General features: G+C 71.4%; 13 protein-coding genes. 10 read left to right on the forward strand and 3 right to left on the reverse strand.

Annotated features, from left to right (window positions below; all coding sequences use genetic code 11):
* The first annotated feature begins 135 nt into the window (after window positions 1–135).
* Window positions 136–930, forward strand: a complete 795-nt coding sequence (locus tag ABZ562_RS24550) for a SigB/SigF/SigG family RNA polymerase sigma factor (protein ID WP_361483506.1) — start codon at window positions 136–138, stop codon at window positions 928–930.
* Window positions 931–995: 65 nt separating this feature from the next.
* Here the strand turns inward: ABZ562_RS24550 and ABZ562_RS24555 are convergent, their stop codons facing one another.
* Window positions 996–1,667 (reverse strand): type III effector protein, encoded by a 672-nt coding sequence (locus tag ABZ562_RS24555; RefSeq protein WP_361483509.1) that lies wholly within the window; start codon window positions 1,665–1,667, stop codon window positions 996–998.
* 129 nt (window positions 1,668–1,796) lie between these two features.
* Between ABZ562_RS24555 and ABZ562_RS24560 the strand changes: the two genes are divergently transcribed.
* From ABZ562_RS24560 to ABZ562_RS24570, 3 genes are all read left to right on the forward strand, one after another.
* Complete coding sequence (locus ABZ562_RS24560) at window positions 1,797–2,231, forward strand: Hsp20/alpha crystallin family protein (protein ID WP_361483511.1); 435 nt, start codon at window positions 1,797–1,799, stop codon at window positions 2,229–2,231.
* A gap of 139 nt (window positions 2,232–2,370) precedes the next feature.
* On the forward strand, window positions 2,371–2,805 hold the full coding sequence (locus tag ABZ562_RS24565) for a DUF2267 domain-containing protein (RefSeq protein ID WP_361483716.1): 435 nt from the start codon (window positions 2,371–2,373) through the stop codon (window positions 2,803–2,805).
* A gap of 131 nt (window positions 2,806–2,936) precedes the next feature.
* Window positions 2,937–3,803 (forward strand): helix-turn-helix transcriptional regulator, encoded by an 867-nt coding sequence (locus ABZ562_RS24570; RefSeq protein ID WP_361483514.1) that lies wholly within the window; start codon window positions 2,937–2,939, stop codon window positions 3,801–3,803.
* A gap of 43 nt (window positions 3,804–3,846) precedes the next feature.
* Here ABZ562_RS24570 and ABZ562_RS24575 read toward each other — a convergent pair whose 3' ends face one another.
* The gene (locus ABZ562_RS24575) at window positions 3,847–4,578 is read right to left on the reverse strand and encodes a MerR family transcriptional regulator (RefSeq protein ID WP_361483517.1); all 732 of its coding nucleotides are present in this window, start codon (window positions 4,576–4,578) and stop codon (window positions 3,847–3,849) included.
* 54 nt (window positions 4,579–4,632) lie between these two features.
* On the opposite strand from ABZ562_RS24575, the gene ABZ562_RS24580 reads away from it, so the two are divergent.
* Window positions 4,633–4,911, forward strand: a complete 279-nt coding sequence (locus tag ABZ562_RS24580) for a hypothetical protein (protein ID WP_361483520.1) — start codon at window positions 4,633–4,635, stop codon at window positions 4,909–4,911.
* Between the two features lie 29 nt (window positions 4,912–4,940).
* Here the strand turns inward: ABZ562_RS24580 and ABZ562_RS24585 are convergent, their stop codons facing one another.
* A complete protein-coding gene (locus tag ABZ562_RS24585) occupies window positions 4,941–6,119 on the reverse strand; it encodes a serine hydrolase domain-containing protein (RefSeq protein WP_361483523.1) in 1,179 nt (392 codons plus the stop codon).
* A 192-nt stretch (window positions 6,120–6,311) separates the two neighbouring features.
* Between ABZ562_RS24585 and ABZ562_RS24590 the strand changes: the two genes are divergently transcribed.
* From ABZ562_RS24590 to ABZ562_RS24610, 5 genes are all read left to right on the forward strand, one after another.
* The gene (locus tag ABZ562_RS24590; protein WP_361483526.1) at window positions 6,312–7,835 is read left to right on the forward strand and encodes a glycoside hydrolase family 43 protein; all 1,524 of its coding nucleotides are present in this window, start codon (window positions 6,312–6,314) and stop codon (window positions 7,833–7,835) included.
* Between the two features lie 255 nt (window positions 7,836–8,090).
* A complete protein-coding gene (locus tag ABZ562_RS24595; RefSeq protein WP_361483718.1) occupies window positions 8,091–9,089 on the forward strand; it encodes a LacI family DNA-binding transcriptional regulator in 999 nt (332 codons plus the stop codon).
* 165 nt (window positions 9,090–9,254) lie between these two features.
* Window positions 9,255–10,658 (forward strand): extracellular solute-binding protein, encoded by a 1,404-nt coding sequence (locus tag ABZ562_RS24600; protein ID WP_361483529.1) that lies wholly within the window; start codon window positions 9,255–9,257, stop codon window positions 10,656–10,658.
* 11 nt (window positions 10,659–10,669) lie between these two features.
* On the forward strand, window positions 10,670–11,635 hold the full coding sequence (locus ABZ562_RS24605; protein WP_361483532.1) for a sugar ABC transporter permease: 966 nt from the start codon (window positions 10,670–10,672) through the stop codon (window positions 11,633–11,635).
* Window positions 11,632–12,486, forward strand: a complete 855-nt coding sequence (locus tag ABZ562_RS24610) for a carbohydrate ABC transporter permease (protein WP_361483535.1) — start codon at window positions 11,632–11,634, stop codon at window positions 12,484–12,486. The genes ABZ562_RS24605 and ABZ562_RS24610 overlap by 4 nt, the downstream gene beginning before the upstream one ends.
* Window positions 12,487–12,508 lie beyond the last annotated feature (22 nt).

Below are 12,508 nucleotides of genomic sequence, written 5' to 3' on the forward strand. Positions count from 1 at the left end.
CTGGTTGTGCTTCGGACTGGAGGCACGCCCAAGGGAGCAGTTCGGCTGCTCGGGGTGTGCTCTGTCCGGCACCCCAGGCAGGCGGATTTTTCACTCCCGTGGTGCTACCGGCCACTTGATGAGGGAGACCGCGCCATGACTGCCGTACGCGCACGCAGCAAGCACTCGCACGACGACGCTCCCGACACCACTGCCGCGTTCGAGCGCATCGCCACTCTGCCCGATGGTCCCGAAAAGGAGGCGCTGCGGCAAGAGGTCGTACGCGCCTGGATGCCGATGGCCGAGCGGCTGGCGAGGCAGTTCCGCAACCGCGGTGAGTCCGCGGAGGATCTGCGGCAGGTCGCCATGCTCGGCTTGGTCAAGGCCGTCAAGCGCTATGAGCCGGACCGCGGCAGTGCCTTCGCGAGCTTCGCCGTGCCGACCGTGGTCGGGGAGATCAAGCGCCACTTCCGGGACCACATGTGGGGCGTGCACGTGCCGCGCCGGGTTCAGGAGTTGCGCAACCGGGTGCGGGCCGCCGTGCAGGACCTCACGCGCACCCCCGACGACCGCTCCCCCAGCGTGGCCGACATCGCCCGGCACACCGGGATGAGCGAAGAGGACGTCCTGCTGGGGATGGAGGCGATGGAAAGCTTCTCCGCGCTGTCCCTGGACGCCGAACTGCCGGGCGCCGACGACGGATATTCCCTGGCGGATACGCTCGGCGCGCCGGAGCCCTCTTATGACCGTGTGATTCAGCGCGAGGCCCTGAAGCCGAAGCTGCGTGCCCTGCCCGAACGGGAGCGCCGGATCCTGTACCTGCGTTTCTTCCGCGAGGAGACCCAGGGCCGGATCGCCGAGCAGCTCGGCATCTCCCAGATGCATGTCTCCCGGCTGATCAGCCGGACCTGCGCCAAGCTGCACGACCAGATCGAGGCCAAGGCGGCGTGACGCTCTCCAGGCCCCTGACGTACCCCCGGCGCCAGGCGGAGCACTTCGACGGGAGGCGGGCGCGGTCAGTTCGTGGTGCGGCGCTGGTCCCCGCTGTCCTGCCGCAGCCGGTCGGTGTGGCGGGTCATGGTGGCGACGAGGGCGGCGAGATCGGCGTGACGTGCGGTCAGGTGCTGATGGGTTTCGGCGAGCGGGGCGACGAGCCGGGCGGGGTCGTCGTGGGCGAGGGCGTCCGCCAGCCGGGCGATGTGGCCATGGGCCTCGGCGGGCAGGTCGGTGAGCGCGGTGACCTGCCCGGCGAGTCGGCGCAGGTCGGCGGCGTTGCCACGGGCCCAGGAGGTGACGGTGCGGTCGGCGGCGCGGCGGTCGCGGGTGGCCTGCACGCGCTGCTCCCCGGTGGCGCCGGGGGCGCCGGGCCGTACGCGCAGATAACGGCGCTCGGCGGCCTGCCGGCTCGCCACGCCCAGGGGGTGCGCGAGCTCGGCCCAGCTGGCGCCCGCCTCCCGAGCCGTCTCGATCAGCCACGGCTCCCACCCGGCGAGCTGGTCCCGCAGCTCCCGCAGCAGCAACAGTGCGCCCAGGGCCTGCTCCGAGCTGGTCCGGTCCGGTTCCGGCGCCCGGCCCGGCGGGGTGGTGGCGCTGCGCACGGCGTCGTTGATGGCCTCCAACGCCGCCGCGGTGGCGGGGAACGAGGTGGGTGCGGGGTCGGGTCCGCGGGATTCCTCCGGACTGGTCATGGCACACCCTTCCTTTCTGTCATCGCATCGACGACATCAGCATTTGTCATCGTTCCGATGACATGCTACAACGGAGGCAGGTTGCAGCGCATTGGCGGTACTGCCCAAGACCACTGGAGGTGTTTCCTGATGTTGATGCGCACCGACCCCTTCCGTGAGCTCGACCGGCTCACCCAGCAGCTCGTGGGGTCCACCGGTACCTGGTCCAGGCCGTCCACGATGCCGATGGACGCCTTCCGCGAGGGCGACGACTATGTGATCGCCCTCGACCTCCCCGGCGTGTCGACCGACGCCATCGACATCGACGTCGAGCGGAACATGCTCACCGTCAAGGCGGAGCGGAGGCCGCTCGCCAAGGCCGACGATGTGCAGATGGAGCTGTCCGAGCGGCCCCTGGGCGTGTTCTCCCGCCAGCTCATGCTGGCCGACACCCTCGACACCGAGCACATCAGCGCCGACTACGACGCCGGTGTCCTGACCCTGCGCATCCCCATCGCCGAGCGGGCCAAGCCCCGCAAGATCGCCATCGGCGAGGGCGCCGGGCGCAAGCAGATCAGCGGCTGACCGCCAGTCAGCCACCCCTCGCGGGCGGAGGGCGGTCGAGGCCGGTCCTCCCTTCCCGTTCTCCGCCCCGCCCTTCGCGATCACTCGCGTCACACCAACACGACGAGCAAGCATGACGAGAAAGGCGACCCAGCCAGCCATGCCGGTCCAGTCCGAATACGCCCCGGTCACCGCGGAAATGACGTTCCACCAGATGCTGGAGAAGGTCCGCTACGAAGGGGCGTACCCCACTCGAGAACGGGCCGAGACGGTCGTGCGCGCCGTGCTCACCGGCCTGGGCCGGCAGCTCACCGGCGACGAGCGGGTCGACCTCGCCGCCCGTCTGCCCGTGGAGGCGGCCCGGATCCTCGCCGACCAGATCCCCGACCGCGAACCCCTCACTGGCTGGGGCTTCGTCAAGGACCTCGCCACCCGGCTGGGCGGTACCCCCGCCACCGCGCGCTGGGACACCGGCTCCGTCCTCAGGATCGTCGCACACCTCGCGGGAGACGACCTGATGGACCGCATCCTCGCCCAGCTCGCCCCCGGCTACGCCCTCCTGTTCGGCCGGATCGAGCTGACGCGCGCCGCCTGACGCCAGGGGGTCGTCAGGTGTTCGATACTGGCCTTGATGGCGGAGGCGGACCACGGACGCTTCGACGGTAGGAAGACGGATACCACCCTCGCGCCCCCACGCACGACCGGGGATGCGGAAGGATGGAGGCCATGTCGACGACACCCGCATCCGGACTGGGCGCGATGATCCGTACGTGGCGGGACCGGCTGCCCCCGGCGGCCGCCGGGCTGTCGGGGGCCCGCGGGCGCCGGGCGGCCGGGCTGCGGCGCGAAGAGCTCGCCGACCTGGCCGGGGTGTCGGTCGACTACATCGTGCGCCTGGAACAGGGTCGGGCCACGACACCCTCCGCGGCGGTCGTGGCGTCCCTGGCCCGTGCCCTGCAGCTGTCCACCGCCGAGCGGGACCACCTGTACCGGCTGGCCCAGCTCGCACCGCCGGGGGACGGCGCGATCTCCGACCACCTCCCGCCCGGCATGCAGCGGGTGCTCACCCGCCTCGGGGACGTGGCGGTCGCCGTCTTCGCGGCGGACTGGCAGCTGGTGTGGTGGAACCGTGGATGGGCCGCCCTGCTGGGCGACCCCTCCGCCTCGCCGCCGCGGCTGCGCAACTTCGCCCGCGACAGGTTCCCGGTGGACACCGGACCCGCCCGCCTCGCCCTGTGGCCCGTGATCGAGGCGGACCGCGACGCCACCGACGCCGCCGTCGTCTCCGACCTGCGCCGCGCCACCGGCCGCTTCCCCCGGGACAGCCGCCTGGCGGCGCTGATCCGTGAACTGAGCGCGGGCAACCGGAGGTTCGCCGAGCTGTGGGCCACCGGGGAGGTGTCCGCGCACCGCGAGGACCACAAGACCATCGACCACCCGGCGGTGGGCCCGGTCACGGTGGACTGCGACGTCCTGACCGACGGCGACTCCGAGCTGAAGATCGTCATCATGACCGCCGTGCCCGGCAGCGAGGACGAGACCAAGCTCCAGCTCACCGCCATCGCCGCCCCATCGGCCACCACGCACGACTGATCCGGCCCACCGCGTCGCCCCCCGATCGGCACGTGGCGTCGCGTCATGTGTCCAGCTGTGCGCGGATGAGCGTGTCGAGTCGCCGCCACGCCGGGGACGCGGCGTTGACCGTGCCCTGGACGAGGGCGGGGATCTCGGAGGCCGCGTCCAGCGCGGGCGGTTCGCCGGGTCCGTAGCGTTCCCTGGTCGCGTCGGCGATCCGGCGGGCGAGGCTGTCGATGCGGGGGTCGTCGGCGTCGAGGTCGTGGGCGCGGTCGTAGTCGAGGAAGAGCTGCCGCAGCGCGGGGTCGGCCAGGATCTCGGCCTGCTCCCGGAACAGGGTGATCGCCTGGTCCGGGTGGGTGGCGAAGACGAGGATCCACAGGTCGCGTTGCAGCTCCACCCATCGAGGGGTGAACCCCCAGCGGACCAGGTCCTCCCCATGGGCACCGACCTCGGCGGGCAGGGGCGACAGATCCCCGGCGGCGAGCCGGCGCAGGCGTCCCTGTGCCGCCCGCAGGCCACGGATGCGGGCGGTGAGCTCGACGTCGATCTCGCGCAGCGCCTGCTGGTAGTCCGCGTCGGTCGCCGATCTCAGGTCCCGGATGCGGGCCAGGGGGACACCGGCTTCGGCGAGCGTGCGGATCTTGATCAGGTCGATGGCGTCGTTCGCGCCGTACCGCCGGTAGCCGGACGCGTCGCGGTCGGGCTCGGGCAGCAGCCCCTTGTCGTGGTAGACGCGAATGGTCTTGGTCGACACCCCGACGTATCCGGCCAGCTGTCCGATGGTGATCACCCGGTCATCGTGCCACTTGACCTTTCCCCTGGGGCAGGGTCGCACCATGACGCCATGGCGAACACGAACATCGATCGGGAGACCCTGCGCGCACTGGCCGACGAGGGCAACGAAACGGCCTTGGACCGGCTGGCCGACCTCGCCGGCGCGGCCGGCGACCTGGAGGAGCTGAGCGAGCTGCTGGACGAGGGGTCCATGCGAGCCGGGCTCCTGCTCACCCGGCGCGCGGTCGCGCTCGGCGATCTGCGCGAACTGCAACGCATCTCCGACGCCGGGTACGACGACGCGGGGGAGGAGCTGAACCAACTGCTGAAGGCACCGGCCGGACCATGAGGCGGTCCGGGACCCGCGACGGAGCGGCCTCACGGGGCGCCGGGGCTCCCGGCGCACAGCGCGTGGTCGATCAGGGCGCTGGCCGCGTTCTCCTGGTCCAGGATGTGTTCCGGGGTGTCGCCGCGCGCCTCGGACATGGAGACCACGGAGCTTCGCCTGCCGTCGTCGGTGACGCCGTTGAGGGTGATGTAGCCGCCGTCCCCGCCCTCGTGGCTCCAGTAGGTTCCGCCGCAGCTCAGGGGGCGTTCGACCAGGCCGAGCCCGTAGCGGCCGCCGGGCCACAGCCGTTGGACCTCCGCGCTGACGGGGACGGTCCGCTTCATCTCGGCCAGCTGCCGCGCCGGTAGCAGGCGGCCCGTGAGCAGCGCGCGGAGGAAGTCGTTCTCGTCCCGCGTGGTCGTGACCCACGAGAGGTTCTCGTGGTCCACCGGTATCTGGTCGGTGACGTCCACCACGGAACCGGGACCGAAGAGCTGGTACGCCTTGGCGTGCGGCCGGGGCAGGGTGGGCGAGGTGCCCATCCACCGGGTCCGGTCGAGGCCGAGCGGGCGCAGGACGCGGTCTTCGATCTCCCGGTGGGCGGGTTGGCCGGTGGCCTTCTGGATGATCATGTCGAGCAGGACGTAGCCGGTGTTGGAGTACTCCCAGCCCTCGCCGGGCGGGAAGTCCGGCGCGTGGGCCATGGCGCGGGCGACCAGCTGCTCGGGGCCGTGGATGTCGTGGCGCTGCCGGTAGTACTCCTCCGGCGTGGTGTATCCGGGCAGATCGTCGTGGATGCCGCTGGTGTGCTGGAGCAGGTGGCGGATGGTGATCCGGCTCCCGTCGTTGCCGTTGCCCCGCACCACTCCCGGCAGCCAGTGGTCGACCGTGTCGTCCAGGGAGAGCCCGCCCTCGGCGTCCAACTGGAGGACCACGGTGGCGACCAGCGTCTTGGAGGTGCTGGCCATGCGGAAGTAGCCGTCGGAAGGAACCGGGCGGCCGGTGCTGAGGTCGGCGGTGCCACTGGTGGCGACCGACTGCCGGCCGTCAGGCGCGATCGCGCGGGCCTGCACACCGCTGACGCCGAGGGCGTGGATCGCCTCGGTGTCCCGGCGTAACTGCTCCGCGGGGGAGGGGCCGCCGGGTTGGGCGGCGGCGGCCACCCCGGCGGCGAGCAGCGTGGCGACACCGAGTGCCATGGCGAGGTGTTTTCGCAGGGTCGCGGTCATGGTTGAACGCTAGGTTCGCCCCCGACCGGGCGCGATCCGGCGCACCCCAGGACCGCAGTGGGGGATATCCCCCCCCCCACAACGGGGGTGGTTGTGTCGCCGTGACTGACCGCCATCATCGGCGGGCAGGGTAGTGCGGGAGTGCGGGTCGGCCCGGATTCGGGCGAACGGTGGACGGGGAGACTCATGAGCGTGCCGAGCAGGCCCGAGACGGGCGACCACACCATCGAGAACCCGGTGCTCCCCGGGTTCCACCCGGACCCCAGCATCTGCCGGGTGGGCGCGGACTACTACCTGGCGTGCTCCAGTTTCGAGTACTTCCCCGGTGTGCCCCTCTTCCACAGCCGGGATCTGGTGCACTGGACGCAGATCGGCAACGCCCTGGACCGGCCGAGCCAACTGCGCCTGCCGCCCGACGCCCCCTCCTCCGGCGGGATCTACGCGCCCACGCTGCGCCACCACGACGGCCGGTTCTGGCTGATCACCACCAACGTGAACGACGGTGGCCACCTGCTGGTGACCGCCACCGACCCGGCCGGGCCCTGGTCCGATCCGGTCCGCTTGGCCGGGGTCCCCGGCATCGACCCGGATCTCGCCTGGGACGACGAGGGCAACTGCTGGTGCACCTATGCCGGGGTCGAGCAGGTCCGTATCGATCCCCGCACCGGCCAGTCGTTCGGTCCGCCGCGCCGGCTCTGGTCCGGCACCGACGGCGCCAAGGCCCCGGAAGCACCGCACCTGTACCGCATCGGCGGCTACTGGTACCTGCTCATCGCCGAAGGCGGCACCGAGCGGTGCCACGGTGTTTCCATCGCGCGTGGGCGCACGCCCAACGGCCCGTTCGAGCCGTGCCCGGACAACCCGATCCTGACGCACCGCGGCACCGACCACCCCATCCAGAACACCGGACACGCGGACCTCGTCCGGGCGCCCGACGGCTCGTGGTGGATGGTGTTGCTCGGGGTGCGCCCGGGCGGTGGCACTCCCGGCTGGCACGTGCTCGGCCGTGAGACGTTCCTGGCGCCGGTGAGCTGGGTCGACGGGTGGCCGGTCGTCGGCGAGCTGTCGCTCGTCCTGCCCGCTCCGCCGTGGCCGCTGCGGCCAGGTGCCGTCGTGCCGGTCCGGGACGACTTCGACCCCGGTGACCTGGCCCCGTGCTGGGTTTCGCCGCGTCGGCGCCCCGCGGAGAACTGCACCACGAACGAGCGGGCCGGGTGGCTGACCCTGCGCGCCCTCGGAAGCTCCCTCGGCGATCCCGACGTGATGTTCGTCGGTCGACGCCAGCAACACCTGTCCTGCCGGGTGCGCACCCTGATCGACCCGGCGGAAGGACGCGGTGGGCTGGCCGTGCGCCTCGACGAGCAGCACCACTACGCCATCGAGGCGGCATCCGGCGAGGTATGCGTACTCGTCCGCATCGGCCCGCTGCACACCGTGGTGGCGTCTCGGCCGGTACCCGTCGGGCCCCTGATCCTGGGGATCGAGGTGGCCGCCGTACAGATCGTGAACGACGCGCGTACCGGCCCTGACACCCTCTCCCTCGGCTTCGAGGGACCGGACGGCACGTTCGTCGAGCTGGCCACGCTCGACGGCCGCTACCTGTCGACCGAAGTGGCGGGCGGCTTCACCGGCCGGGTCATGGGCATGTACGCCTCGGCCGGCGCCGCGCACTTCGACTGGTTCGACTACGAGCCGGTCTCCGTGCCGCGCGCATGATCGATGCGGTACCCGGTGCCGGGCCGCGGTGGAAGCACGTTCGCGTGAACCATTGACGTGTCCGGAGGGCGGGTGCATAGTCGCCTGACTACGTAGTCAGGGCGGGCCGTACCGCCGCGCTCGCCCATATGACTACGCAGTCAGTCATCGCGTGATCCGGCACCGCCCGGGATCGTGCTCGAAGGGAGCGTTGTGTCCGGCACCGAATCCCAGACCCCGCCTTCAGGGTCCCGGCCGGGGCACCGGCCCCCTTCGATGCGCGAGGTCGCCCGGCTGGCCCAGGTGTCCCAGAAGACGGTGTCCCGGGTCGTCAACGGGGAGCCGTACGTGAGCGAACAGGCCCGCGACCGTGTGCTGCGGGCCGCCCGCGAGCTGGGCTTCCGGCCCAACACCGCCGCCCGCGCGCTGCTCCAGGGGCGCTTCCGCCGGATCGGCGTGGTGTCCTTGGGGACCGCGCTCTACGGCCCCGCGTCGCTGCTGTTCGCGCTGGAGCGGGCGGCGAGCGTCGCCGGTTACTCGTTCAGCGTCGTGACGACACTCGAAGGCCAGCCCTCCGGCATCGCACACGCCATCGAATCCCTGCTGAACCAGGGCGTGGACGGCATCGTGCTGTCCGAGCCGATCGACGAGGGCGAGGCCCCTCCCCTCGACCCGGGGGTTCCGATCCTCAGCTTCGGCCGGATGCCGACCGTTGCTCCGGGGACCCGGGCCCTGGTCACGGGCGCGGACGGAGCCGGCGGTGGCATGGCGGCCACCCGGCATCTCCTCTCCCTCGGACACACCACCGTATGGCACGTGGCGGGCCCTGACCGCTGGTGGGCGGCGCGCGACCGCAGGGAAGGCTGGCGCAGGGCCCTGCGGGAGGCGGGAGCTGAGGAACCGGAGTGCGTCGAGGGCGACTGGTCGCCCTCCTCCGGCTACGAGGCCGGACTGCGGCTGGCCCGTACCCCGGGGGTCACAGCGGTCTTCGCGGCCAACGACGACATGGCCATCGGCGTCATGCGCGGCCTGGCCGAGGCGGGGCTCGCCGTGCCGGACCAGGTCAGCGTCGTCGGATACGACGACATCCCCTCCGCGGCGTACCTCTCGCCGCCGCTCACCACCGTGAGCCAGGACTTCGACACCGTGGCGGCACACGGACTCGACCTGCTCGCCCATCAGATGGAAGACCCGGACGCCCCGGCGCCCACCCGGGACGATCCGCCCGCCCGGCTGGTGGTCCGCCGCTCCAGCGGCCGGCCCCCGCGCCCCTGACACCCGCCTGACACCCGGCGGGTATCCGCCGCCCGCCGCCACCACCGCACCCACACCGCCCCCGGCCACCACGCTCCGCCGTTCCCCCGGCTGCCGCAGGACGGCTGACGAGCCATGCCCACCCCGCACCACTCAGCAAGCACACGCCTTGATGAGGAGCCACACATGAAAGACCTCCCTCCTTCCCCCACGCCCCGGAAGACGCCCGGTTCCCACCGCGCGCCACCTCCGCCGAGCCCCGGCCCCGCCCCGCGCCGGACCCTGCTGCGGTGGGCCGCCGGAGCCGGAACCCTGGCCGTGGCCGGAGCGGCCTCGGCCTGTGGACACGGCCGGGCGGCGAGCGTGCGCACCTCCGGCCCCGTGACGCTGTCGCTGTGGACCCACGACCAGGGGTACCAGGACTTCTTCACCCACGCCGTGCCCCGCGCCGACCGCGCCACCCGGTTCTCCTACCGGCTGCGGGTGACCCGCGCCGGAGCCCAGGACCTGGTGACCAAGCTCCTGGCCCAGGCCGTCGCGGGACGCGGCACCCCCGATGTGATGGGCTTCGAGATCGGCAACTACGCGCGCATGCTGCGAGGTGACCTGTCGGCCCGCCTGCTGCGCGACTGGACCAGGGACGTCGCACCGCTCGGCGACGACCTGCTCGCGGCGCGCCGAGCCCCCTACACGGTCGACGGCAGGCTCTACGCGCTCGACTCGGACACACCCATCACCGTCTACTACTACCGCGACGACCTCCTGTCGAAGTACGGCATACCCGCCGACCTCGGCACCTGGGAGGAACTGGCGAGAGCCGGTTCCCGGCTGTACGCGAAACACCGGGTCTCCCTGGGCGCGGTGTCCACCGGCAGCGATCTGAACCAGGTCGTGCAGCTCTTCGCCATCCTCCTCTACCAGCGAGGGGGCGCGCTCTTCGACGCGGACCAGCGCAGCACCCTGGACTCGCCCGAGGCCGAGGAGACCCTCCGGTTCATCTGTGACGGGCTGCGCAGCGGTTTCCTCGTGGACGTCGCCGACTTCTACGGCCCCAGCATGCAGACCGCCCTCAAGCGCGGCAGCGTCGCGGGGCTGTGGATGGCGAGCTGGTACAAGACCTTCGGGCTCGAGCCGAACGTCCCCGAGCAGTCGGGACGGTGGCGCATCCGGGCGCTCCCGAGATTCTCGGCCGGTGGTGGTCGCACCTCGGTCGCCGGGGGCACGGGCTTCACCGCGATCACGGGCAAGGCGAACACCACGGCGGGCGCCGACTTCCTGCGCGCCACCTGGCTCACCAAGGAAGGCCAGATCCGCCGCTACCGCGAGCTGGGCTATCTGCCGACCCGCCGCTCGGTCTTCCGCAGCCCCGAACTCCTCGCCCTGGAGGACGAGTTCTGCGGCGGGCAGCGCCTGTTCGAGGTCTTCGCCCCGCTCGCGGACCACGTGCCCGCCTACTACCAGAGCCCGGACCAGTCCATCCTCACGGACGTGCTCAGCGGCTACCTGATCCGCGCGTACCGCGGCGACCTCTCCCCGCGCGAGGCGCTGCGGCGTGCCACGTCCGACTTCCGTGCTCAGGCGAGCCGATAGGAGGGGCGCAGATGACCAGCATCCCCGCGGACGGAGTCCGCTCGGCGGCCGCGACGGCGGCGACGACCGGGGCCGTCACCTCCACCGGCGGCCGCGCGTCGCGCCCACGGCGTGGCCCCACCCGCGCCCCGTACCTGTTCATCGCACCGTTCTACGTGCTGTACGTCCTGTTCATGGTCCTACCGGTCCTCGCGGCGGTCGGTCTGAGCCTGTGCGAATGGGTCGGGCTCGGACCCCCGCACTGGGTCGGCTTGCGCAACTACGCCCATCTGCTCACCGACGTCAGTTTCCACCGCGCGCTGCAGAACACCGGCGTCTACGTCCTGGTGAGCGTGCTCGTCATCGTTCCCGTGGCGCTGATGATGGCCCAGGGCCTGAACGCCCGGGGCCTTCGGGCACGAGATCTGTTCCGGGTGGCCTTCTTCATCCCCATGGTGGTGTCGCCCATCGTCGTCGCCCTCATCTTCAGCCTCGTGTTCGACCGGCAGTTCGGACTCGCCAACGCGGCGCTCAGGGCGGTGTTCGGGCTCGGCGGATTCGACTGGCTCGGCGATCCGACCCTGGCCAAGGTCTGCATCAGCCTCATCATGCTCTGGCGCTGGGCGGGCTATCTGACGATCTTCTTCCTCGCCGGGCTGCAGAACGTCCCCCGCGAGCTGTACGAGGCGGCCGAGCTGGACGGAGCGGGACGGTTCCGCACGTTCACCACCGTCACCCTGCCGGCGCTGAAGCCGGTGACCGGATTCGTCGCGGTGACCTCGTTCATCAGCGCGGCGCAGATCTTCGACGAGCCCTTCCTCCTCACCCGCGGCGGACCGGGCGACGCCACGCTCTCGGTGGCGATGTTCATCTACCGGGCGGCCTTCGAGAGGCAGCAGTTCGGCTACGCGGCGGCGGCCGGAGTGGTGCTGTTCGCGCTCGTCTTCACCATCAGCCAGGTCTTCAACCGGCTGCTCGGCATCGGAAGGTCCTCATGAGTACCTCGACTCCGCCACGCACCCGCGGATACCGGACCTCCTCACGCGCGCTGCTCTACACCGCCCTGACGGCCCTGCTGCTGGCCTTCGCCGGGCCGCTGCTGTGGGCGCTCAGCGGATCGTTCAAGCCGCGTGGCGACATCTTCGCCTACCCGCCCCGGTTGCTGCCCAGCCCGGCGACCCTCGCCAACTACCGGCATCTGCTGGACAGTCAGCCGTTCACGCGCTGGTTCCTCATCAGCACCGTGGTGGCCGTCCTGGCGACCGCCGTATCGGTCTTCGTCTGCGCGCTGGCCGGATTCGGCTTCGCCAAGTACCGCTTCACCGGGCGGACGTTCCTGTTCGCGGTGATGTTCAGCTCGCTGTCGATCCCGTTCGCCGTCATCCTCGTGCCACTGTTCGTGATCCTGGTCAAGACCGGGCTGGGCAATCCCTGGTTCGCCCTGGTCGTGCCGTGGGTGGCTCCCGCCTTCGGGATCTTCATGATGCAGCAGTACATCATCCAGAGCGTCCCGGACGAACTGCTGGAAGCGAGCCGGATCGACGGCTGCGGGGAGTTCCGCATCTTCTGCCAGGTCGTCCTGCCACTGCTGCGCCCGTCGCTCGGCGCCCTGGCGGTGTGGACGTTCCTGCAGAGCTACAACAGCTTCTTGTGGCCCCTGGTCCTGGTCTCCGACATCAACCAGTTCACCCTCCCCCTGGGGCTTCAGACGCTCTTCCAGGCGGAGAACCGCCAGTACGACCTCGTCCTGGCCGGATCGGTGCTCGCCACCGTGCCCACCGTCCTGGTCTTTCTGCTGCTGCGCAAGCAACTGCTCGAAGGGCTGTCGGCGGGCGCGGTCAAGGGCTGACCGGGCCCGCCACCGCTTCCAC

This window comes from Streptomyces sp. NPDC019937 (assembly GCF_040631655.1).
GTDB lineage: Bacteria > Actinomycetota > Actinomycetes > Streptomycetales > Streptomycetaceae > Streptomyces.

Excerpts from the sequence above, each read along its gene's own strand:
- ABZ562_RS24570 (WP_361483514.1), top strand. The coding sequence starts at position 2,937 with ATGTCGACGACACCCGCATCCGGACTGGGCGCGATGATCCGTACGTGG.
- ABZ562_RS24600 (WP_361483529.1), top strand. The coding sequence starts at position 9,255 with ATGAAAGACCTCCCTCCTTCCCCCACGCCCCGGAAGACGCCCGGTTCC.
- ABZ562_RS24605 (WP_361483532.1), top strand. The coding sequence starts at position 10,670 with ATGACCAGCATCCCCGCGGACGGAGTCCGCTCGGCGGCCGCGACGGCG.
- ABZ562_RS24560 (WP_361483511.1), top strand. The coding sequence starts at position 1,797 with ATGTTGATGCGCACCGACCCCTTCCGTGAGCTCGACCGGCTCACCCAG.
- ABZ562_RS24555 (WP_361483509.1), bottom strand. The coding sequence starts at position 1,667 with ATGACCAGTCCGGAGGAATCCCGCGGACCCGACCCCGCACCCACCTCG.
- ABZ562_RS24565 (WP_361483716.1), top strand. The coding sequence starts at position 2,371 with ATGCCGGTCCAGTCCGAATACGCCCCGGTCACCGCGGAAATGACGTTC.
- ABZ562_RS24610 (WP_361483535.1), top strand. The coding sequence starts at position 11,632 with ATGAGTACCTCGACTCCGCCACGCACCCGCGGATACCGGACCTCCTCA.
- ABZ562_RS24595 (WP_361483718.1), top strand. The coding sequence starts at position 8,091 with ATGCGCGAGGTCGCCCGGCTGGCCCAGGTGTCCCAGAAGACGGTGTCC.
- ABZ562_RS24585 (WP_361483523.1), bottom strand. The coding sequence starts at position 6,119 with ATGACCGCGACCCTGCGAAAACACCTCGCCATGGCACTCGGTGTCGCC.
- ABZ562_RS24550 (WP_361483506.1), top strand. The coding sequence starts at position 136 with ATGACTGCCGTACGCGCACGCAGCAAGCACTCGCACGACGACGCTCCC.
- ABZ562_RS24580 (WP_361483520.1), top strand. The coding sequence starts at position 4,633 with ATGGCGAACACGAACATCGATCGGGAGACCCTGCGCGCACTGGCCGAC.